The sequence below is a fragment of the Marinobacter sp. G11 genome (genome assembly GCF_021282325.1).
Taxonomy (GTDB): domain Bacteria; phylum Pseudomonadota; class Gammaproteobacteria; order Pseudomonadales; family Oleiphilaceae; genus Marinobacter; species Marinobacter vinifirmus.
Genome location: NZ_JAJSPB010000029.1, coordinates 15,306 through 36,708, shown reverse-complemented (window position 1 = coordinate 36,708; position 21,403 = coordinate 15,306). Strand labels below are relative to the sequence as shown.

General features: G+C 61.0%; 17 protein-coding genes. 8 read left to right on the top strand and 9 right to left on the bottom strand.

What is annotated here, in order from left to right:
* Positions 1 to 9: 9 nt before the first annotated feature.
* On the bottom strand, positions 10 to 2,013 hold the full coding sequence (locus LWH94_RS15575) for an ATP-binding protein (protein ID WP_232902795.1): 2,004 nt from the start codon (positions 2,011 to 2,013) through the stop codon (positions 10 to 12).
* 3 nt (positions 2,014 to 2,016) lie between these two features.
* On the bottom strand, positions 2,017 to 2,718 hold the full coding sequence (gene pdsR / locus LWH94_RS15570) for a proteobacterial dedicated sortase system response regulator (RefSeq protein ID WP_022988564.1): 702 nt from the start codon (positions 2,716 to 2,718) through the stop codon (positions 2,017 to 2,019).
* A gap of 180 nt (positions 2,719 to 2,898) precedes the next feature.
* Between pdsR and LWH94_RS15565 the strand changes: the two genes are divergently transcribed.
* From LWH94_RS15565 to LWH94_RS15545, 5 genes are all read left to right on the top strand, one after another.
* Complete coding sequence (locus tag LWH94_RS15565) at positions 2,899 to 5,049, top strand: marine proteobacterial sortase target protein (RefSeq protein WP_232902794.1); 2,151 nt, start codon at positions 2,899 to 2,901, stop codon at positions 5,047 to 5,049.
* Complete coding sequence (locus LWH94_RS15560; RefSeq protein WP_232902793.1) at positions 5,046 to 5,630, top strand: class GN sortase; 585 nt, start codon at positions 5,046 to 5,048, stop codon at positions 5,628 to 5,630. Before LWH94_RS15565 ends, LWH94_RS15560 begins: the two co-directional genes overlap by 4 nt.
* Before the next feature lie 48 nt (positions 5,631 to 5,678).
* Positions 5,679 to 6,398, top strand: coding sequence for a lysophospholipid acyltransferase family protein (locus tag LWH94_RS15555; RefSeq protein WP_232902792.1), 720 nt, complete (start codon positions 5,679 to 5,681; stop codon positions 6,396 to 6,398).
* 63 nt (positions 6,399 to 6,461) lie between these two features.
* Positions 6,462 to 6,704, top strand: coding sequence for a GlsB/YeaQ/YmgE family stress response membrane protein (locus LWH94_RS15550; protein ID WP_199457116.1), 243 nt, complete (start codon positions 6,462 to 6,464; stop codon positions 6,702 to 6,704).
* Between the two features lies 1 nt (position 6,705).
* Positions 6,706 to 7,107 carry an MAPEG family protein gene (locus LWH94_RS15545; protein WP_022988559.1) on the top strand — a complete coding sequence of 134 codons (402 nt, stop codon included), beginning with the start codon at positions 6,706 to 6,708 and terminating at the stop codon, positions 7,105 to 7,107.
* A gap of 64 nt (positions 7,108 to 7,171) precedes the next feature.
* On the opposite strand, the gene LWH94_RS15540 is transcribed toward LWH94_RS15545, so the two are convergent.
* Entirely contained in the window at positions 7,172 to 7,612 is a 441-nt protein-coding gene (locus LWH94_RS15540; RefSeq protein ID WP_058342040.1) for an OmpA family protein, read from the bottom strand.
* A gap of 232 nt (positions 7,613 to 7,844) precedes the next feature.
* On the opposite strand from LWH94_RS15540, the gene LWH94_RS15535 reads away from it, so the two are divergent.
* The gene (locus LWH94_RS15535) at positions 7,845 to 9,290 is read left to right on the top strand and encodes a rhomboid family intramembrane serine protease (RefSeq protein ID WP_232902791.1); all 1,446 of its coding nucleotides are present in this window, start codon (positions 7,845 to 7,847) and stop codon (positions 9,288 to 9,290) included.
* Here LWH94_RS15535 and LWH94_RS15530 read toward each other — a convergent pair.
* From LWH94_RS15530 to LWH94_RS15505, 6 genes are all read right to left on the bottom strand, one after another.
* The gene (locus LWH94_RS15530; RefSeq protein WP_232902790.1) at positions 9,287 to 10,741 is read right to left on the bottom strand and encodes a B-box zinc finger protein; all 1,455 of its coding nucleotides are present in this window, start codon (positions 10,739 to 10,741) and stop codon (positions 9,287 to 9,289) included. The genes LWH94_RS15535 and LWH94_RS15530 overlap by 4 nt on opposite strands.
* A gap of 89 nt (positions 10,742 to 10,830) precedes the next feature.
* The gene (locus LWH94_RS15525; protein WP_232902789.1) at positions 10,831 to 11,394 is read right to left on the bottom strand and encodes a biliverdin-producing heme oxygenase; all 564 of its coding nucleotides are present in this window, start codon (positions 11,392 to 11,394) and stop codon (positions 10,831 to 10,833) included.
* 12 nt (positions 11,395 to 11,406) lie between these two features.
* Positions 11,407 to 12,876 carry a GAF domain-containing protein gene (locus LWH94_RS15520; protein WP_232902788.1) on the bottom strand — a complete coding sequence of 490 codons (1,470 nt, stop codon included), beginning with the start codon at positions 12,874 to 12,876 and terminating at the stop codon, positions 11,407 to 11,409.
* Positions 12,873 to 17,357 (bottom strand): EAL domain-containing protein, encoded by a 4,485-nt coding sequence (locus LWH94_RS15515; protein WP_232902787.1) that lies wholly within the window; start codon positions 17,355 to 17,357, stop codon positions 12,873 to 12,875. Before LWH94_RS15515 ends, LWH94_RS15520 begins: the two co-directional genes overlap by 4 nt.
* A gap of 87 nt (positions 17,358 to 17,444) precedes the next feature.
* Positions 17,445 to 17,681, bottom strand: a complete 237-nt coding sequence (locus LWH94_RS15510; RefSeq protein ID WP_232902786.1) for a diguanylate cyclase domain-containing protein — start codon at positions 17,679 to 17,681, stop codon at positions 17,445 to 17,447.
* Positions 17,567 to 17,947 carry a PAS domain-containing protein gene (locus LWH94_RS15505; RefSeq protein WP_232902802.1) on the bottom strand — a complete coding sequence of 127 codons (381 nt, stop codon included), beginning with the start codon at positions 17,945 to 17,947 and terminating at the stop codon, positions 17,567 to 17,569. Before LWH94_RS15505 ends, LWH94_RS15510 begins: the two co-directional genes overlap by 115 nt.
* 250 nt (positions 17,948 to 18,197) lie before the next feature.
* Between LWH94_RS15505 and acnA the strand changes: the two genes are divergently transcribed.
* Positions 18,198 to 20,957 (top strand): aconitate hydratase AcnA, encoded by a 2,760-nt coding sequence (acnA, locus tag LWH94_RS15500; RefSeq protein ID WP_232902785.1) that lies wholly within the window; start codon positions 18,198 to 18,200, stop codon positions 20,955 to 20,957.
* A gap of 100 nt (positions 20,958 to 21,057) precedes the next feature.
* A complete protein-coding gene (locus LWH94_RS15495; RefSeq protein ID WP_058342036.1) occupies positions 21,058 to 21,375 on the top strand; it encodes a DUF2288 domain-containing protein in 318 nt (105 codons plus the stop codon).
* The last annotated feature ends 28 nt before the right edge of the window (positions 21,376 to 21,403 follow it).

The window sequence follows — 21,403 nt, the reverse complement described above, 5'->3', positions numbered from 1 at the left end:
TGTCCTTGGTTATGCTGGTTGTACAGGGATGATAACGCGGAAGCACACGCCGTCAATTCCGTTATGGTGCTGGTTGAAGGCTTCCACCTTACCACCATGGTAGTCGGCAATCAGTCGGACAATCAGCAGGCCCTGGCCCAGGTGGCCTTCGGCCTTGCCTTCCCTTCGGGTGACAAAGGCACCGAAGATATCCACACCGGCGGTTTCCGGCAGCTGTGAGCCTTCGTTGAAGATATCCAGCTGGTAGTGGTCTGTTCGATGTTGCAGGCGTGCCTCGATGTTGCCCTGTTCCGGGGTGAAATCCCGGGCGTTATCCACCAGCTTGTCGAGCATTTGTACCAGCATTTCCGGGTTGCCCAGCAGGGGGCAGCCATTGGGCGGTCCCTGATAGTGAATCCGGTGCCGGTCATCGAGCTGTTGGTAGGCAGCACAGGCCTGGCTGGCGACCTCGGCCAGGTCAAAGGGTTCTTTGTCGGCCTGGTCAAAGCTCTGTTCCAGCCGGGCTGCTTCGCTCATGCTCGTGAGAATGCGGCGCAGGCGTTCGGTGGCGGCGGAAGCCCGCTCCAGGTATTCCCGGCGCTCGATTTCCGACTGGCTGTGGGCCAGGTTCTCCAGCGAGGAGCGCACCACCGCCACCGGGGTTTTCAGCTCGTGGGACAGCCGGCGGGAAAAACTTTCCAGGTACCGGTTGTAGCTTTGCAGGCGGTCGACCATCTGGCCGAAGTGCTGCTGCAGCTGGCCCAGCTCATCGCCGGATCTTGGCACAGGCACCGGGCCGAGGATGCGGCCGTCATCGTCCACGCTGGCGCTGACCAGCCGCTGCAGGCGGGTTATACGCCACGACAACCAGCTGGCATAGCCCAGCAACACCAGCATCAGTGCCAGGATGATCAACAGGGAGCGGGCCAGCACACTGCCGAGGGCCGAGCCGGAAACACTCAGCAGCTGGTCCAGGGATTGCTCCAGCAGCAGTGACCGGCCATCGAACAGGGGGTGTGCCGTGGCCAGCCACAGGGAATCGTCCGGGTGTTTTACCAGCCCGTTGTCGGGTACCTGGCGGCTGTTCAGCTGGAAGTCGGCACCGGTCAGCATCAGCGGTTCTGGCTGATACCAGCGCACGAGCGCGCGCAGGCCGTTCAGGATGACGGTATCCAGGATTTGCCCGGGCGACAGGTTCTCGAAATTGGCGTTATCCCGGCCCTCCCGGCTGGCGCTGGCGGTTATCCAGCCGGCAGGCTCAGTGATGGTGACCTGCTGTCCGGGGCCCAGTTGCCGGCCCAGGGCCCGCTCCAGAACCCGGTGAGGATAGATCAGTGCCGGCAGGGGCTCGGTCCCGGTTCCGGCCAGAGTTGCGCCGGTATCGCTGCGGGCCACCCGGAAACCCAGCCGGCTGCCCTGGGCGGGCAGTGGCATTCGCACTTCCAGCTGCCAGCTGTTGGTGCGGATACGCCAGTTGGCATGGACCCGGTAGTCCCACTGTTCCGGCTCGCTGGCGGTGGTGGCCCGCACTTCATCCGGTTTGATCTGCCAGATGCGGGGGCCGGCGGGTTGTTCCAGCTCGCTGGCGGGGGCCTGCAGCCAGAGTTCGAAGCGATCATAGGGTTGCTCCGGCCGGGCCGGATTGAAGGGGGTCAACGGGTGATGCTGAATGTCGGCCAGCAGGTACAGGTAACGATCATCCGCCGCTGCCTGCCAGCGCAATTGTGGCTCGCCCGGGCGGGTTGCGGCGCTTTGCCAGGGTTGCCGGTGGTCCTGGTCTTCATAGCTGGGCCAGACAAAGGTGTCGCCTGGCGTCTGCACGGGGCGGGCATACACCACCGGGTCGGCGCCAATGGCCGGTTGCCCCAGCAGCAGGTCGTCGGCCAGCTCGGTCAGCCGGGTGCTCTGGGTTTTTAGCTGCTGCAGGGTTTGCTGGCGCAGGGCCGTGTCCAGCTCCAGCACAAAACTGAGGCCGGCCCAGGGAATCAGCAGCATCAGCAGGCTGGCCAGGAACAGCTGGCGCTTCAGGCTCAAGGCTTACACCTCACGGGCATTCCAGCGGTAGCCCATGCCGTAGGCGGTCTGGATGCCATCAAAGGTTTCGTCCAGCTGAATAAATTTGCGCCGGATGCGTTTGATGTGGGAAGTCACCGTGTTGTCGTCCAGCACGGTGCTGGCGGCTTCCATCAGCTGGTCCCGGGTGCGGACATGGCCGGGGTGCTGGACCAGTGCGTGCAGCATCCAGAATTCGGTCACTGTCAGGTCCACCGGCTGGTCGTTCCAGGCGACGGTCATGCGGTCTACATTCATGGTCATCCGGCCCCGGTGAATCACTTCGTCCGGCTTCTGCAGGGCTTCGGCCCAGGCCTCGGCCCGGCGCAGCAGGGCGGTGATGCGGGCCAGCAGGTGGTCCAGGCTCATGTCCTTGGTCACGTAGTCGTCGGCGCCAAGGCGCAGGCCGTGTACCGAGTCGATGTCGCTGTCCCGGGCGGTCAGGAAAATAATCGGCAGGGTGGCCGACAGGGCCCGCAAATCCTGGCACAGGGTAAAGCCGCCTTCGAGTTCGTCGCCCAGGCCTACATCGATAATAGCCAGGTCCGGCAGGCTCTGGCGCAGCACCTGCCAGGCGGAGGGCCGGTCACCATAGGCGGATACCCGGTAGCCCCGGCGTTCAAATGCGGCCCGGTAGTTGTCGCGGATACCGGCTTCGTCTTCTATCAGAACAATGTGTTTTTTCATGGCTGTGTGTTTCACCGGAATGTGCTGCCATTAAACCACGCTCAAGGGTTGGTACAAGTTATGCCGGCCCGATTGCCATAATTCATCATTATTTGTAGCCAGCCTGCCCGTTTCTGCCACGGCGGCGCCCGTTCCGGCTGTTGCAATGGCATCACCAACTTCCACTAAAAGGATGACGTGATGATGTTGCTATCGCTGCTTGCCAACCCGGCCGTGCGGGCCGACCTTTATCCACAAACTATCCGCACCGCTCGCCCGCTGATCAACAAACGCCGGTGGCTGCGCTGTGCCGAAGGTGTGAGCCTGTGGCTGGCGGTTCTGCTGATGCTGTTTGTCCACCCGCTGTATGCCGAGGCCAGTGACCGGCAAGCCGGGCAAGCTGAGGAAGCCGGCCAGCTTTACTTTGTCGACAGCCAGGGCAACCGGCAGCAGCCGGCACTGGTTCTGGACAGTGAGTTTCAGGTGCGGGTGTCCGGCCTGCTGGCGGAGACCACGCTTACCCGGGAATTCCGCAATACCAGTGATTCATGGCACGAAGGCATTTTCGTGTTTCCGTTACCGGAACAGGCCGCCGTATTCGGGTTGACTATGACCGTGGGTGAACGCCGGATTGTCGGGCGTATCGAGCCCCGGGCCAAGGCCCGGGAAACCTATGAGAAAGCGAAGTCTGCCGGCCAGCACGCCGCCACGCTGGAGCAGCAGCGCCCCAATCTGTTTACCAGCCGGGTGGCCAATATCCCGCCCGGTGAAACCGTCCGGGTGGAGGTTCGCTACCAGCAACCGGTGAGCTATCGCCAAGGCGAGTTCGAGTTGCGCCTGCCCACCACGCTCACGCCCCGTTACATGCCGGGTGAATCACTTATCGAGACAGCAACGCAGTGGCAGGCGGGCTGGGCCACGGCCACCACGCAAGTGCCGGATGCTGCGGAGATCAGCCCGTTCACGGTGCGGGCGGCTGATGTAGATGAGCGCAGCCACCGGGCCCGGATTGAGCTGGCCATCGACAGTGGATTCCCGCTGGCCGGGGTAACCAGCCCCAGTCACAGCCTGGTGACCGAGGCCGACGGCGGCCGGGTGGTGGTGCGTCCGGAAGCCCGGGAAGTGCTGATGGATCGTGACCTGATTGTGCGCTGGCGGCCGTTAACCGGCCGGGAACCGGCTGCGGCGGTGTTTCACCAGCAGTGGCAGGGTGAGGATTTTCTGATGGCGATGATATTGCCCCCGGACGCCACCGGCCCGGTGTTGCGCCGGGAGCTGTTGTTTGTGATTGATACCTCCGGGTCCATGGCAGGAGAGTCCATTGTCCAGGCCCGTTCAGCGCTGCTGAAAGGACTGGATAGCCTGCGCCCGGGGGACTATTTCAACGTTATTCAGTTCAATTCCCAGGCCCACAGCCTGTTTGCCCGCCCGGTGCCGGCCGAGGGCCATTACCTGGCCCGTGCGAGGCGGTATGTGGAAGGCCTGAACGCCGACGGCGGCACTGAAATGGCCGGGGCGCTGTCACTGGCGATGGCGATGGAACAAGCGCCGGCAGAAGGACTGGTGCAGCAGATGGTGTTTATCACCGACGGTGCCGTAGGCAATGAATCGGCCTTGTTCGAGCGGATTCGTACCGGCCTTGCTGAACGAAGGTTGTTCACGGTGGGCATCGGCTCGGCCCCCAATATGCACTTTCTGCGCGAAGCGGCCCGCTGGGGCCGTGGCGAGTTCACCGCGGTACACAATACCGGTGAGGTGAATCGCGCCCTGAACGGCCTGTTTGCGGCCATGGAAGCCCCGGTGATGAGTGATCTGACCGTGCGCTGGCCCACCGGTGGCAATCCGGTGGAAACGGTGCCGGCCAGGCCCGGAGACCTGTTTCAGGGTAGCCCGCTGGTGCAGGTGGTACGCGGTGTGCCCGCCGGTGGTGAGCTGGAGGTCTCTGGCCGCTTGCCCGGCGGCCGGCCCTGGAACACCCGGCTTGATTTGGGCAATGCCGCCCCGGCCAGCGGCCTGAACCGCCAGTGGGCCCGGGGCCGGATTGACGAGCTGATGGATGCCGCCCGCCTGCAGGGTGAGGCACCGGATGAGCCGGCGATCGTGGAGTTGTCGGTGCAGCACGGGGTGATGTCGCCGTTCACCAGTTTTGTGGCGGTCGAGGAGCAACCGGCCCGGCCGGCGGAGGCGAAGCTGGACACCGAGGCGGTTCCCACCTTGCTGCCAGCAGGTAGCCGGGATGGCATGTTGCGTTACCCGCAAACTGCCACCGCCTGGCCGTTGCTGGCAGCACTGGGCCTGTCCGGATTGATGCTGGCACTGGCCATGTTGCTGCTGAACCGGAGGCCAGCATGATGAACCGCCTGCTATTGCTGTTGTTTGGTGCCTCCGCCACCGTGTTGATGTTCGGCCTGTGGATTCCGTTCAAGGCGCTGGTAGCCCAGGAGCTGCTGGCACTGGCCTGGGCCGAAACCCAGGCGCGGCAAGTGGAAGCCCGGCCCTGGCCCTGGGCCGATACCTGGCCGGTGGCCAGGCTGGAGTTGCCGGAGCTGGGGGTGTCGATGATTGTGCTGGAGGGCCTGCACGGAGAAAGCCTGGCATTTGGCCCGGGGCGGATGGTCACCGGGGAGCAGGGGCCGGTGATTCTGGCTGGCCACCGGGATACCCATTTCCGGCCCCTGGAGCACCTTGAGCAGGGCCACCGGGTGCAGCTGCAGGGCCAGGACCAGCAGTGGCAGCAGTACCAGGTAACCAGAACCCGGGTGGTGGACAGCAGAACAGAGTCCATCGATACCAGCACCTTCGGCCCGGATACCCTGCTGCTGGTAACCTGTTACCCGTTTGATGCGCTTGATGTCAACGGCCCGCTGCGTTTCGTGGTGGAGGCAAAACCGGTTAACAGACCGGTACAAAAGGATACTGTTGCCGCCCTCTGATTTTGGCGTACACTTGTGCGCCAAAATTTCGAGTAACGGTAAAGCTGTATGGCAGTCGCAAGAAAAATCCTGGCCTGGCTGAGTGTTCCGCTGATTTGCATGCTGGCCCTGATTGGCTACATCGCACGGCCTTTCAACCCGGATAACAACCGTTTGCTGGCCTGGACACTGGCCCGTGTGGGGCGCTGTCTGCTGGGTATGAAGCGCCCTTTGTATGGCGCCGAAAACATGCCGCAAGACCGGCCCACGGTAATCATCGCCAACCACCAGCAGAACGATGACCTGTTCGTGGTGGGCGACCTGCTACCGCCGCGCACTGTGGCGGTGGGCAAGTCCTCACTGGTGTGGTTGCCGTTCTTCGGCCAGGTGTTCTGGCTCGGCGGCAACATCATCCTCAATCGCGGCCGATCCCATAAAGCCGTGGCAGCCATGCAGGCTACCAGTGATGCTATCCGCAATGACCGCAAAAGCATCTGGGTGTTTCCTGAAGGCACCCGTAGCCGTGGCCGGGGGCTGGGCAGCTTCAAAAAAGGCGCTTTCCACACGGCTATTGCCGCCGGAGCCCCCATCACCATGGTGTGTGCCGGCGAGTATCACGGCCAAACCCGTGGCTGGGCCGGCCGCCGGAAACCGGTGCCGGTACATATCCTGCCGCCGGTAGAAACCACCGGCCTGACCCGTGACGATGTGCCGGAGCTGATGGCCCGGTGTCACCAGCAAATGGCAGACGCCATCACAGCCCTCGGCCACCGCCCCGGAACAGCTTGAATGCCTGCCCAAAACAGGGCAGTCTTTTGGCAGGATTGAACACCACATAAGGGGAGTGGATAAATGAGCTTTCTCTGGTTTCTGATTATCGGTGGCCTGGCCGGTTGGCTGGCGGGTCTGATCATGAAGGGCAAAGGCTTCGGCGTACTGGCCAATATCGGTATCGGTATTGTCGGCTCGGTGATTGGCGGTGTGCTGTTCAGCATGCTGGGCCTGGCGGTAAAGAGCATGGTCGGTGAGCTGGTGACAGCCACGGTGGGTGCTGTGTTGCTGCTGGCCGTGGTCAACAAGATCAAGCAGGGCTGACATGATCGTACCCGTAACCGCAGTATTCGCGGCCGTTATCGGCCTGTTGTTGCTGGTGCTCTCGGGCCAGGTGGTGAAATACCGGCTCAAGTACCGCATGGGTCTGGGGGTGAATGACGACCCGGAGTTTGAAGCGGCGGTGCGCGCCCACGCCAACCTGGTGGAATACGCGCCGGTTGGCCTGATCATGCTGGCCATTGCCGAGTTGAACGGTGTCGCCAGCGGCCTGATCTACTGGACAGGCATGGCATTAGTGGTCGGGCGAATCCTGCATGCCTGGGGCATGATCAACGGCAAGGGTGGTCCCCACAAAGCCCGAATGATCGGTATTTTGCTGACCTGGCTGGCGATCCTGGTGGCGGCGTTGTTGCTGCTGTGGAATGTCTGGCAGGTATACGGCTGATCCGGATAGCTGTCTAAGGAACGGGGCCCTCGAGGCCCCGTTTCTGTTTACAGCGCCGGACGGTTCAGAGGGCCTGGGCCATATCCACGGTAAGATACTCCAGTTCCACCCGCCGGTTGGCTGCGTGGTCTTCCGGCCGGGTCAGGGGGCGTTCGGCGCCCCAGGTGGTCATCAGGATAGCACTTTGCGGCACGCCCTCCTGAATCAGCAACCGGGCTACAGCGTTGGCACGCAGCCTGGCCAGGAAGCGGTTGTACTCGGGTGAACCAAAATTGTCGGTATGGCCGTGGATTCTGACCCGTACACCGGGGTGGTTTTTCAGGTAGGCGGCATGCTGGCGCATAATGGCAGCATCGCCGGCGTCAGGCACATGTTTGTTAAAGCCATAATGGAACCGGGTGCGGTGAGGGCGGCCGGCTTCTGTCCCCAGCGAATCTGCCATTACACCGGAGAGCAGGGCGGCCCGGGCGAGCATTTCGGGGTTGTCCAGAACGAGTACGGTCATGTGCAGTATCCTTGAGTCCAGTGTCAGGTTCTTCTTGTTATTGCCGTTTCACTATTCAGTTATAGAGCAATAACAACAATTGGCTAATGGTCGATAGCCCCTGACGGGGTTGTTGGTCACCGATTGAATGGCATTTGTGTGACCTGGTGATGACATTACACCGCGAAAAGAAGGCCCCGCTGTGGTAAAAAACAGCTTTTCAGGGACAGATTATGATGAATTGTGACCGCCCATGCTGATTATCCCCGCCGAGAACGCCATCAACTGGAAACGCCCACCCTGGGTAACCCTGGGCCTGATGATGGCCTGCATCATGGTGTTCCTGTTCTATCAGGGAGCAGACGACCGCAAGCTGGACGCAGCGATCGAGCAGTACCTCGATGGCAACCTGCTGGCACTGGAAGCGCCCGCCTACGAAGACTACCTGCAGCGGGAAATCCGCTTCGAAGGCGACCAGCAAAGTGTGCTGGAGCTTCAGGAATTCCAGGCCCTGAGGGAGCAGGATGAACAAGGCTGGCAGGCGGTTACCCTGCTGTTTGACCGGGATTATTACCAGTACCTGCAAGACAATCGTGACCTGATCTGGTCGGTAGCCGAGCGCAACCAGTGGTCGGAGCAGCGCGGTGCCATCGAGGAGCAGTGGATCAGCCGCATGAGCGCCTTCCAGCTGGGGCTGGTGCCGTCTGACTTGTCGCTGTATACCCTGATCACCTACCAGTTCCTGCACGGCGGCTGGGGCCACATCATCGGCAACCTGCTGTTTCTGTTCCTGCTCGGTTTTACCGTGGAACGGGCGCTGGGCCCGGGTAAATTCCTGGTGGCCTACCTGGTGTGCGGAGCCCTGTCCGGGTTGGTATTTACCGGGTTTTCCATGGGCAGCCAGATCCCGCTGGTGGGCGCATCCGGCTCCATATCCGGGCTGATGGGTATGTACGTGGCCATCTATGGCCTGCAGAAAATTCGGTTTTTCTACTTTCTGGGTGTGTACTTCAACTACTTCCGGGCGCCGGCCATTGCCATGCTGCCGGTGTGGCTGGGCAAGGAGATCTACGATTACTGGTTTGCCGGGGCCACCGGTATTGCCTACATGGCCCACGCCGGCGGCCTGCTGGCGGGGGCTGCGCTGGTCTGGCTGTTGGGCAAGAGCTGGTTGCAGGTAAAAGAAGAGTTCTTCGAGCCGGAACCGGAGCAGCAAGACGAGCAGTTTACCCGGGGGTATGCCCAGGCCATGGCCAGTGTTGGCCGCATGGAATTCGACCTGGCCCGGCGCCAGTTCGAGGCTTTAAGGGAAAACTATCCGGACAGAACGGTATTGCTGGAGCACCTGTACCAGCTGGCCAAGTTGCGCCCGGACCTGCCGGAATACCGGGACCTGGCCCGAACCCTGATGGCCGATGCCATGAACCGACGGCAGCCAGAACAGATGCTGGACGTCTGGAACGAGTACCTCAGCAAGGGCGAAGCCCACCACCCGCTGGCGGTGGAAGACCATAACCGGGTGCTGTTCACCAGCCTGAAAAACCACGACCTGAAAGCCGCTGAAAAGGCCTTCGAACGCATGCGCCTTAAGGCTGAGCCGGATATGGTGCAGGAAGCCTGCCGGTTACTGCTGGCCGAGTTCGAAAAGCTGCAGATGGAACCCAAGGCCCGGCATTACCGGCAGTTGTTAAGGGGCTAGTCCGGCACCTGAAAGCTGGCTTTCGGGCCCTTCAGGGGCTGGTGGTTCCGGGCCTGTTCCAGCCACACCTCAATATCCTGGTGCACCGGATGGCCGGCGCATCGCTTCTGGATAAACGCCAGGAAGGCGCTGGCCTTCTCCCATTGCTGAAGGCCATTGGCCAGGGCCTGGGCCACAATCAGGTAGGCGGGTGCCAGCTGGTCACTGTTCGGGAAGCGTTTGTGGAAGTCCTGCAGCAGGCGGATAGCCGTTTTCGGGTGGCCCCGGTGATACAGGGTGGTGGCACAGGTTACTGCCAGTTCCGGGTCTTCGAGCTTGAAGCCGGGCTCCAGCGTCTGCAGGGTTTCTACCAGCCGGTTCAGCCCGTCACCATCCTGTCGCGCGGCCAGCCAGGCCATGATTCTGGGGTGGAACCGGTACAGCTCCCGGGTATCGTTCCGGGCGGTCAGCAGCTGGTATAGCTGGCCAATGCGCACCGGGTTATCCCGGTCATTTTTCAGGGCTTCCAGCAGCATGCTGTGTACCCGGTCGTAGTTGCCGTCTTTCAGGTTCATGTCCAGGTCGGCATCAAACCGGCTGCTGCGATCCCGCTGGTGGTTTTCGGTTATACCTTCCTCATCCTGCAGGTCTGACGCAAAGCCTAGCTCCTCCTGGTACTGAAACAGCAGGTAACCGAGCATGTGAAACAGGATCAGGGTAAAGGTACTGTTCAGGAAGCCGGCCAGTGGTTGCGCTACCCACATGGGGAAGTGGTTAACGGCAAAGTCCTGGGCTGCGCCGGAGGCCAGGGTCAGCAGAATCAGGTAGCCATACAGCAGGAAGTAGGGGGTGCCGATTCGGGAGATCAGCACCGCCAGGTTCATGGGGTTTACTGCGGCACCCACCGACCGCTCCATGGCCAGCACCATGATGCTGGCGGGCAGGGCCAGTACGGCAAAGGCCAGTGCCAGCATCATCAGGATCGGCCCGCCGACCATGGCGGCGGCGCCTACCAGGCCGCCCATCAGCACAAACACCAGTAGCTGCAGAATCACGATGTTGAACCCGCTGCCGGTAAAGGCGACGGCCACGGGTGGTGGCTTGAGGTGGCCTTCGGCGGTGTGGTTGATGACCGCGTAGGTGTACTTGAACAGCGCCAGAGCCAGCACAATCCAGATCAGCAGGCCGATCAGGTTGGGTGGTGCAATCAGCGGCACCAGGGTGCAGATGGCGATGACGATCAGCGGGTCGGTATGGAACGGGTAGCGGAAAAACGCGCCTACGCGCTGCCAGAAAGGGACCACTTCGGTGGCGGCGCCCAGATAACGCATGGCCTTGCTGCAGCGGGGGCAAAGGGCCCGGCGCTGCCGGGTGTCGGCATCGGGCATACAGCGGGTGCAATAATGCATTTGGCATTCACCGCAATGCCACTTGGCAGGCTCGCCCGGGTGGTAATGACAATCGTGCTTCACGGAGAGGATCCTGGTCCGTCAGAAAACAGGCGCTAATGATGACAGAACTGGCAGGGGGTCGCAGCCATTGTGTTCACGTTCCGGCATGGTCACCGGAAGGCGCGTTCAAACACGGTGAACGTCCACAGGGCTCCTTCGAGTGCCTGCTCGCAGAGGTTGTCCGGGTGGGGTTGGTTGAGCAGGGCACAAAGCTCGGGCCAGTATCGCCCGGCTGTCTGCTGAACCTGCCAGTAATGGCTGCATTCCGGGGCGCCCAGCTCGGGAAGGTGGCGGCACAGTTTCGGGTAAATAAACCCGGAGCCCTGGGATGAGCCATCCAGTACATAGCGGATACCCAGTCCGGTTCCGGTGGTTCGGGTTGGCGGCAATAGCCCGGTCCGGGCCCCTGCCCCCGGGATTTGCCCGTCCAGTACCTGCAAGTCGCGGTTAATGGCTGCGGCCCGCGGCTGGTAGGGTGGTAGTTCCGGCATCGGTGGTTGTTCTGCCAGCACCTCTTCAGCTTGCCCGAATGCGTGCCCCAGCGCCTGAAGGCTCTCGAGATAGGCGTCCATGCCAAGCCCCGGCCTGAGCAGGCGTTTGAGTTCCGGGCGCGAATCCAGCTGTTGGTGAGCCCGGGCTGTGCCCTGCTGCAAAAATTGACGGAGCGTGGTCATTGGCAGGTGTTATCAGTGCAGCAGTTCAACGAGCAGCTCCCGGAATTTGTAGAGTTTGAGCTGGGCCAGTTCCGGCCAGGGCCGGGAATGCCCCATCCGGGTTTCCAGCCAGCGTTCAAAGGAACGCCTGGGCGTAATTCCAAGCGACCCCTGACTGTCTTCCGGTGGTTTGTCGGGGCGGCCGCCCCAGGCAATTTCCTGTGTTTCTTCCTTGCCCAGGAGCATGCAGTAGCCATCCAGGCCGTCAGCCCGCCGGAAGCGCAAGGCCATGGCACCGGCTACTTCTGACAGGGGCATGTCAGGGCAATCAGCCTGCAGGTGGTCGGACAGTTTGAGGGTTCTTTCATTCGTCTCGCTGCAAAGCCACGCAACCAGGGCTTCCAGGGTTTCCGGCTCCGCCTGCAATCCTGCCTGGAGCAGCTCCTGCCCGGTTTCAAGGACAACGCCATCGGCCTCGAACTCTTCCAGCAGGCGCTCGCTGATACCGTCCCAGTTTTGCACCAGGCCGCCTGCCTCTGTTATCCGCTGTTTCAAGTAGTCGGTCCGGGACCTGGCGGTACTCAAAAGGTTCATGCGCTCCCGTGTCCGGAACTCCTTCAACGCCAGGGCATAGGAGGTTACCTGGTCGTTCAGCATGTTCAGTGTGGGCAGGCTAAGGCGCAGGGGACGGCTGGCATGGCAGGAAATCAGGGCCACCAGTTCTCCGGCAACCATCACCGGAAACGAAGCAGAGCCGACAACCCCCATGTTGTGCATATAGGCCCGGTGTACCGGAGACACGCTGCGAAGATCAACATAGCTCAGGTCGGGCGGGGTGTCCTCACGCCCAAAGATCCCGATGTTGTCGGCAGGGGCGTCGGGGATGGTGCGCCAGGGCGACTGCCGGTACAGGTCCCGGGCGATTTTCGGAATATCGCTGGCGGGGAATCTCAGGCCCAGATATTGCCCCTGTGCGGCAGGCCCGACAGATTCGGCCAGTACCTCGCCGGTTCCATCCTGGCGGAAACGGTAATACAGAACGCGATCGAAACCGCTGGCCTGGAGCACTTTTTCAGTTAACTGCTCCCGTGCCCGCTGAATCTCATCGTTACTGGCGAACTCCCGGAAATGGTGGAGTCGGCCGGCAGAGGCCTGTTCCGGGTCGCTGCCTTCAACCGGCAATAACTCGAACACAACCGATTGGTCTTTGCTGCGGGTAAGGATCATCGAGCAATGGCACCCGTCTACCGGGGCATTCACGAAACGCAGCCGGCTGCCCGGTTCCGGTTTCAGCCGCTGTGCCAGTGCTGACAAGCCATCCGGCAGTGGCTGGCCAACGCTGATGCCCTGATCGTCCGGCAGCCAGTCCGTGATGTTGGCGGAGGCATGGCTGATGATGTTGGCCTCGCTGGCCACCAGCAGGGCACCGTGGCTCTGGATGGCGCCGGACAGGTGCAGTTGTTCCTGCTCACACTGTTCAATAAAACCGCCAGTTACCGTCATGGGTGTTTACCAGTCCTTAGCAAATTGCTGTAGTCGTCGTGTTCCATGGGCCGTGCACACAGGTAACCCTGGATATAGTCGCAGCCGTTTTCGGCCAGCCATTGCTGCTGTTGTTCGGTTTCCACGCCCTCGGCAACCGTGTGCAGGTTCAGCGCCGATGCCATGGCCAGGATGGCGCGGGCAATTGCCTCATCGTTTTTGTCGAGCCCGCCGACACCGTCAATAAAACTCTTGTCGATTTTCAGTTCCGCCAACGGCAAGCGCTTGAGATAACTGAGGGATGAATAGCCGGTACCGAAGTCGTCAACGGATAACCGGATACCCGCCAGGCGCAGGTTTTCTATGTTACCCAATGCTGTCACGCTCTGGTCAACCAGTGTCCTTTCGGTTATTTCCAGTTGAATCATGGAGGGCGGTACGCGATAACGCTCAAGGCGCTGGATCAGCGTATGGGGGAACTGCTCGTCCTGAAAGCTCCGGCCGGTTACGTTGATGGCAACCGGCACCGGGTCCAGGCCTTCTGCGCGCCACCCGGAGACGGCTTGTATGGCCAATTGCATGACTTTACGGTCGATGTCACGAATCAGGCCCGTAGTTTCCGCTACCGGAATGAATTCGGCCGGGGGAATGTTGCCCAGTTCAGGATGCTGCCAGCGTAACAGAGCCTCGGCCCCGACCATGCGACGCTCAGCTCCAGCCGTGAACTTGGGCTGGAACACCAGGCGCAGCTGGTTGCTGCCCAGGGCCTTGCGAAGCGCATCCTCCAGGTCTGCCTGTTTCTGCATCTGTGCTTGCAGCTCTGCCTTGAACAGTTCGAACCGGTCGCGGCCGTTTTCCTTGGCGCGGTACATGGCGGTATCGGCTGCCTTGATCAGGGTCTGGGCGCTTTCCCCGTCTTCCGGGTAGAAAGCCACGCCAATACTGGCTGAGACAAACAGGGATTTGCCCCGGATGATGACCGGTTCCCGCATCGCCTGGATGATCCGGTCGGCAGCCCGCTCGGCGCCGTTAAAGTCGGTATCGGGCAGAATCACGGTAAACTCATCACCGCCCAGGCGAGCAACCGTATCCATGTCCCGGACCAGGTGGCCGAGCCTTGTGGACACTTCGATCAACAGCTCATCACCAATATCGTGGCCCAGGGTGTCGTTGATGTTCTTGAAGTTGTCCAGGTCCATGAACATCAGTGCAGCCATGGAACCATGGCGTTGTGCCTGTGCAATGGCCAGGTCCAGCCGGTCCTGGAACAAAGCCCGGTTGGGCAGGCCGGTCAGGGCATCGTGGGTGGCCAGGTATTCCGCCTTTTCCTGGCTTTGCTTGAGTTCGGTGATGTCCGAGAACACGGCAACAAAGTGGTCGCTGTCACGGCCCTGGTCTACCCGGTTAATGGTCAGCCATTGCGGGAAGATCTCGCCATTCTTGCGGCGATTGGTAATCTCCCCCTGCCAGAAATTGTCGTGCTCAAGCGAGTGCCACATCCTGCTGTAGAGGGCATTCGGGGTTTTACCGGATTTCACCAGGTCGCCGATTTTCTGGCCGATGGCTTCCTGCTCGGTGTACCCGGTGATGCGGGTAAACGCCTGGTTAATGGTTGTGATAACCGTATTCCTGTCGGTAACCACAATAGCTTCGCCCGCGTGCTCGAAGACCTTGGCGGATATCTGGAGTTGCTGCTCGGCGGCTTTCCATTCGGTGATGTCTTCCGACTCGTTGATGATCAGGTTCGGACGGCCGTTTTCGTCCCGGAGTACCTGGTGTACGGTCTTGAAGATCTTGTTCGGGGACCCCGGAAGGGTATGCTCGGCCATAATGACCTTTCCGGTGCGCATGGCTTCAAGGTCATTGGTCCAGCAGGCACCGGCAAAGGATTCCGGAAACAGCTCGAAGTCGTTCTTGCCCTCTATTTCTGTATCCCCAAGGCCATAGGCCTGGATAAATGCAGGGTTGGCGTACTGGTATTTGCCGGAAAGATCCTTGGTGGCCAGGTGCACGATGGTGTTTTCCATCAGCGTATCCAGCTGTACCCGGTATTGCCTGAGCTCCGACTCGGTTTCGCGAATCTCGGTCACATCCACCAGCGTGGCCACCAGCAACTCCGCATGGCGGCCTGAGTCCAGCCCCGGCGTAACCACCAGCTGTAACTGGCGGGTATGGTGAACAATCAGCTGCTCCTGGGGCTCGGCCTGTTTGGCTGCATCTTCCAGGCAGTCTTCCAGTGACCGTAGTTCTTCGGGCAGGCGCACCCGGCTGACGTGCTGTTGCAAGGCGGTAGGGCGCAAGCCGAAGTAGCGGCTGGCGGCGGCGTTGAAACGGCGCAGGCGCAGGTTGTCATCGAACACCATGATGGGAAATTCGATGGCATCGTAAACGTGGGTGTACTCTTCGTTCAGGGCAAGAAGCTCGGCGGACTTCACGTTGAGCTCTTCGTTCAGGCTCATCAGCTCTTCGTTGGTGGCCTGCAGCTCCTCGTTGGCCGCTTCGAGTTCTTCGTTGGTGGCCTGTAGTTCCTCGTTGGACGCCTGGGCTTCCTCGTTCAGGGACTGCATTTCCTCGTTTGCAGTGGCCAGCTCCTCGATCAGTGACTGCAGGTGCTCCCGGGTTGCGGTCAGCTCGTCTTCGGAGATTTCCTCGTTAGCCTGCAGCTGGCTGGCACCGGAATGCCTTGCCTTGGGGGCTGGTTCCAGCAGTACCAGAATATGGGCGTCGTCACGTCCGGGAATGGGGCGGACGGATAATCTCCAGACATCTTCATCGAACTCCCGGCTGCGGCCGAGATAAACCTGCGAGCGCCGGTTGAGCTGGTGCAGCATCGACATCAACTCGGCCCGGAACGGCCCGGCAATTACTTCGGCAACGTGGATCTGGGTACGGCCCCGCGGGAACTGGAAAAACCGTTCCACATCGCCTGCGGTGTGGATGATGTTGCCGCTGGCATCACACAGGGCAACGGTGGCATTCAGGTGGGTAACCACGCCATCCAGAAGGTGCTGGATTTCCTGGTCCCGCTGCCTGCGGTGTTGAAGCACCATGGCGACCGGCGGGCTGGTCGCTGTCTGGGTGGCCGGGTTGCTGTTTTTCTTGCGGAACAGCCGCTCCCGACGGTCCAGTGGCAGGAAAATGCTTTCGGAGTGAGTCACGCTCTCGCTGCGGCCCAGGAACAGCAGCCCCTGTTTTTTCAGGGCAAAATGGAAGCGCTTCAGAACCCGGTTTTGCAGGTCGCCGTCAAAATAGATCAGCACGTTCCGGCAGGTAATGAGGTCCATGCGCAGGAAGGGGGGATCGCTGACCAGGTTATGGCGGGCAAACACCACCATATCCCGCAGGCGTTTGCCCACTTCAAAGGAGTTGTTGTAGGGGCGGAAAAAACGTTCGAGTCGCTCCGGTTCCAGGGCGTCCAGGGCCGCCGCCGGGTAGAGCCCCCGGCGGGCAAAGGCAAGGGCATCTTCATCGATATCGGTTGCGAAGATCTGAACCGATGGCGGCGTTTCTTCGCCGGACAAGGCCTCTTCAAAGAGCATGGCAACGGAATAGGCTTCTTCTCCTGTTGCACAGCCGGCCACCCAGACCCGGATCTCTGACCGGGTATCTACCGACTTCCGGCACAGCTCTTCCACATGGCTGCGCAAGGTGTCGAACGCGGTGATGTCACGGAAAAATGCTGTAACGGAGATCAGGATGTCCCGGGCCAGCACATCCAGCTCTTCCGGTGTCCGGGTTATAAACGCAGTGTATTCATCGGGGGTGGTGTTGCCGGTGGCCACCATTCTTCGGCGCATTCGCCTGGAAAGGGTGCCGGATTTGTAGCCGGAAAAATCCACGCCTTTGCGCTCCTGCAGCAGTTCCAGCAGGGTGTCGGGGATGCGGTGCTCTTCGTCACTCGAGGCAATCAGTTTCTGGACCGTGGCCAGCTTGCCGAGCTCGTTGCCCACGTCTTCCGGCTTCAGCACCCGGTCTGCAACACCGGCTTCAATGGCGGACCGGGGCATGCCATCGTATTTTGCCGTGGCGGGGTCCTGCACCAGTGTCATGCCGCCGGCTGCCATAATGGCCCGCAGGCCGGCGGTGCCGTCTGACCCGGTGCCGGACAGTATAAGGCCGATGGCGGCTTCCTCGAATTCCGCAGCCAGCGAAATGAAAAAATCGTTGATTGAAGGTTTCGGGAATACCTCCGGCTTTGCTGGCACCAGGACAAACCGACCTTCATGGATGGCCGCGTTGCTGTTGGGCGGCACGACGTACACCACGCCGGCCTCGGGTGCCCCGCCGTGTTCCATGGTACGGACTGTCAGTCGGGTTTCCCGCCCCAGGATTTCCGGCAGCAGGCTTTTGTGGGTGGGCGAGACGTGTTGCAGAACAACATAGGCGAAGGGCAATTCCGGCCCGAGGTTTCTGAGAACCTGGGTGGTTGCCTCAAGGCCGCCTGCTGAGGCGCCGATACCAACAACGGGTGGTCGAGTCAGGTAGTCGCTTGTCGGGATCAAGGATGAAAGAGTCCTGAAAGTGTATGTTTTGCTGACAGATTAGTTCATTTCAAGGCGTTGTGTTTATTGCGGATAACCCTGCCGGACTCAGCCTGACGTTACCCGGTTCTTGCCGCCGCGCTTGGAGTCGTACGGCAGTTGGTCTACACGGTCCAGGATGCTGGTGGGCGTGTCCTCGTTCCGGGATTCGGTTACGCCGATCGACAGGGTTACCTGGCCAATCTCGTCGAAAACCTGGCTGGCCAGGGCGATACGGATACTCTCGGCAATAATGGTTGCTTTCTCAAGGTAGCAGAATGGCAGCAGTACGATGAACTCCTCCATTCCACCAGGTACGGGCGGCCACCCTTGCGGTAATTGAAGGTAGAACCGGTGAAATGCCCGGTGGTGTCCAGGTCATGGCGCAACTTTTCGATCACGCTTTCGTCGGTCAGCGGCCCTTGAAGAATGCGCGGGTTCTGGCCCTCCAGCTCGTCCGGGCTATACCCGGTTGTTGCGCAGAAGGCCGGGTTGGCATAGAGAATCCGGTGTTGGGCGTCGGTGACCAGTATAGAGCTGAACGACAACTCCGTTGCCGCGCGCAACAACATGAGTGAGTCATCAGCAGAGATACCTGGCAGGTTCATGGAAGGTACCTTGGTCAAGTTGCCGCCTGTGGTGTCGGGTGACGTTGGATTGAAACCATAGGCCAGCATTGTTCAGATTGCCGGCCGTGTCAACGCAAGTGACTATTCACCAAGGAAATGTCGAACATTCATCGTCGCCGGTTGAAGTCTCACTTATCGGTGCAATAGTTAGTGGATAGAGTGTTACCAGACAAACTCCACGAGGAGGCAACGTATGTCGAACACATCACCAAGCAAAGACAGCCTGAATACCCTCTCCACCCTGAGCGCGGGCGGCAAGACGTACCACTACTACAGCCTGCCCAAGGCAGCAGACACCCTGGGCGATCTCAACCGCCTGCCGTTCTCCCTGAAAGTACTGATGGAGAACCTGCTGCGCAACGAAGACGACACCACGGTCGACCGTTCCCACATCGATGCCATGGTGCAGTGGCTGAAAGACCGGGGCTCCGACACGGAAATCCAGTTCCGCCCGGCCCGGGTGCTGATGCAGGACTTCACCGGGGTGCCCGGGGTGGTGGATCTGGCGGCCATGCGTGAGGCGGTGAAGCGGGCGGGTAAAGACCCGGCCCTGATCAACCCGCTGTCGCCGGTGGACCTGGTCATCGACCACTCGGTAATGGTGGACAAGTACGGCAATCCGTCTGCCTTCAAAGACAACGTTGCCATCGAGATGGAGCGCAACCAGGAACGCTACGAGTTTCTGCGCTGGGGCCAGCAGGCCTTTGACAACTTCCGGGTGGTTCCGCCGGGCACCGGTATCTGTCACCAGGTGAACCTGGAATATCTGGGCAAGACCGTCTGGCAGAAGGATGTGGATGGCAAGACCATTGCCTATCCGGATACCCTCGTGGGTACGGATTCCCACACCACCATGATCAACGGCCTGGGTATCCTGGGCTGGGGTGTTGGCGGTATCGAAGCCGAGGCGGCCATGCTTGGGCAGCCGGTGTCCATGCTGATTCCCGAAGTCATCGGCTTCAAGATCACCGGCAAGCTGCGTGAGGGCATTACCGCCACCGACCTGGTACTGACCGTGGTGGAAATGCTGCGCAAGAAAGGCGTGGTGGGCAAGTTCGTGGAATTCTATGGCGACGGCCTTAAAGACATGCCGGTAGCCGACCGGGCCACGATTGCCAATATGGCGCCGGAATATGGTGCTACTTGCGGCTTCTTCCCGGTGGATGACCAGACCATCACCTACATGCGCCTGACCGGCCGCGACGAAGAACTGCTGGAACTGGTCGAGAACTACGCCAGGGCCCAGGGCCTGTGGCGCGAGCCGGGCCATGAGCCGGTGTACACCGACACCCTGGAACTGGATATGGGCGATGTCGAGGCCAGCCTGGCCGGCCCGAAGCGGCCCCAGGACCGGGTGGCCCTGAAAAACATGAAGGCTTCCTTCGAGTTACTGATGGAAACCGCTGAAGGCCCGGCGAAAGCCCAGGAAGGCAAACTGGAATCAGAAGGCGGCCAGACCGCAGTGGGCGTGGATAACAGCTACGAACACCCGGCTAGTCAGCCGCTGGAAATGAACGGCGAAAAGTGCCGGCTGGATCCGGGTGCCGTGGTGATTGCTGCCATTACCTCCTGCACCAATACCTCCAACCCGAGCGTGATGATGGCCGCCGGCCTGATCGCCCGGAAGGCGGTGGAGAAGGGCCTGAGCACCAAGCCCTGGGTGAAAACTTCTCTGGCGCCGGGCTCCAAGGTGGTCACCGACTACCTGAAAGTGGCCGGCTTGCAGGACGACCTGGACAAGCTCGGTTTCAACCTGGTGGGATACGGCTGTACCACCTGCATTGGTAACTCCGGCCCGTTGCCGGATGCCGTGGAAAAGGCCATTACCGATGGCGACATTACCGTAGCCTCGGTGCTGTCCGGCAACCGCAACTTTGAAGGCCGGGTGCATCCGCTGGTGAAAACCAACTGGCTGGCTTCGCCGCCCCTGGTGGTGGCCTATGCCCTGGCGGGCAACGTAAGGCTGGATCTGACCAAAGACCCGCTAGGTACCGACAAAGACGGCAACCCGGTGTACCTGAACGATCTCTGGCCCAGCCAGGCGGAAATTGCCGAAGCGGTCGAGAAGGTGAAAACCGACATGTTCCGCAAGGAATACGGCGAGGTGTTCGAAGGTGACGACATCTGGAAATCGATCAAGGTGCCGGAGAGCAAGGTGTACGAGTGGAGCGACAAATCCACCTACATTCAGCACCCACCCTTCTTCGAAGGCATGGGCGAGCAGCCCGAGCCCATCGAGAACATCAAGGATGCCAACATCCTGGCCCTGCTGGGGGATTCGGTGACCACAGACCACATCTCCCCGGCCGGTTCCTTCAAGCCGGACACTCCTGCCGGTAAATACCTGCAGGAACACGGTGTTGAGCCGAAAGACTTCAACTCCTACGGCTCCCGCCGGGGCAACCACGAGGTGATGATGCGCGGCACCTTCGCCAACGTGCGCATCCGCAACGAGATGCTCGACGGCGTGGAAGGCGGCTTCACCAAATTCGTGCCCACCGGCGAGCAGATGGCCATCTACGATGCCGCCATGAAGTACCAGGAAAGCGGCACCCCGCTTGTTGTGATTGCCGGCAAGGAGTACGGCACCGGCTCCAGCCGGGACTGGGCCGCCAAGGGTACCCGCCTGCTGGGCGTGAAAGCCGTGGTGGCGGAATCCTATGAGCGTATTCACCGTTCCAACCTGATCGGCATGGGGGTGATGCCGCTGCAGTTCCCGGAGGGTACGGATCGCAAGAGCCTGAAACTCACCGGTGAGGAAACCATCAGCATCGAAGGCCTGTCCGGCGAGATCAAGCCGGGCCAGACCCTTAAGATGACCGTGAAGTACAAGGACGGCTCCACCGAGAGCTGTGAACTCAAGTCGCGGATCGACACCGCGAATGAGGCGGTGTACTTCCAGCATGGCGGTATCCTGCACTATGTGGTGCGGGAGATGCTTCGCACCGCCTGATGCCATCCTGCGGGGCCAGCCCGGCTGGCCCCGTGTCCTGCCCCGCATTTTCAGGTAAGCTGGCGGCCTTTTCTTAATCCCTGAATGAAGACAAGGTGCCATGGCTGACTCCCCACGCGACGACATCAAAGCCAAACTCAACCTCGAAACCTCCCGAATTCACTGGCACGAGCTGCAGACCTACTACGCCCGCGGGCAAGTTGTGCGGGTTGCACCGGAGCTGGACTTGCTGGATGTGGCCGCAGAACTGACCGCCGACAACAAGGCCCGGTTCGAACAGTGGATGACCTCCGGGCAGGTGGGTGAAGTGGCACCGGACCTGGCGCGCGGCTGGTACGACCGCAACGCGGAACTCTGGGCCGTGGTCATTGCGCCCTGGGTACTGGTGCAGGATCGCTCGGGCGCCAGCCTGCACTGATCGTTTCCCTTAGCCGTTCTTTTCCGAG

Bases quoted from the DNA above. Each gene is read 5' to 3' on its own strand.
- LWH94_RS15560 (WP_232902793.1), top strand. From the start codon at position 5,046: ATGATGAACCGCCTGCTATTGCTGTTGTTTGGTGCCTCCGCCACCGTG.
- LWH94_RS15545 (WP_022988559.1), top strand. From the start codon at position 6,706: ATGATCGTACCCGTAACCGCAGTATTCGCGGCCGTTATCGGCCTGTTG.
- LWH94_RS15535 (WP_232902791.1), top strand. From the start codon at position 7,845: ATGCTGATTATCCCCGCCGAGAACGCCATCAACTGGAAACGCCCACCC.
- LWH94_RS15510 (WP_232902786.1), bottom strand. From the start codon at position 17,681: ATGGAGGAGTTCATCGTACTGCTGCCATTCTGCTACCTTGAGAAAGCA.
- LWH94_RS15505 (WP_232902802.1), bottom strand. From the start codon at position 17,947: ATGTTGTTGCGCGCGGCAACGGAGTTGTCGTTCAGCTCTATACTGGTC.
- pdsR (WP_022988564.1), bottom strand. From the start codon at position 2,718: ATGAAAAAACACATTGTTCTGATAGAAGACGAAGCCGGTATCCGCGAC.
- LWH94_RS15540 (WP_058342040.1), bottom strand. From the start codon at position 7,612: ATGACCGTACTCGTTCTGGACAACCCCGAAATGCTCGCCCGGGCCGCC.
- LWH94_RS15555 (WP_232902792.1), top strand. From the start codon at position 5,679: ATGGCAGTCGCAAGAAAAATCCTGGCCTGGCTGAGTGTTCCGCTGATT.
- LWH94_RS15550 (WP_199457116.1), top strand. From the start codon at position 6,462: ATGAGCTTTCTCTGGTTTCTGATTATCGGTGGCCTGGCCGGTTGGCTG.
- acnA (WP_232902785.1), top strand. From the start codon at position 18,198: ATGTCGAACACATCACCAAGCAAAGACAGCCTGAATACCCTCTCCACC.
- LWH94_RS15565 (WP_232902794.1), top strand. From the start codon at position 2,899: ATGATGTTGCTATCGCTGCTTGCCAACCCGGCCGTGCGGGCCGACCTT.
- LWH94_RS15520 (WP_232902788.1), bottom strand. From the start codon at position 12,876: ATGACGGTAACTGGCGGTTTTATTGAACAGTGTGAGCAGGAACAACTG.
- LWH94_RS15525 (WP_232902789.1), bottom strand. From the start codon at position 11,394: ATGACCACGCTCCGTCAATTTTTGCAGCAGGGCACAGCCCGGGCTCAC.
- LWH94_RS15495 (WP_058342036.1), top strand. From the start codon at position 21,058: ATGGCTGACTCCCCACGCGACGACATCAAAGCCAAACTCAACCTCGAA.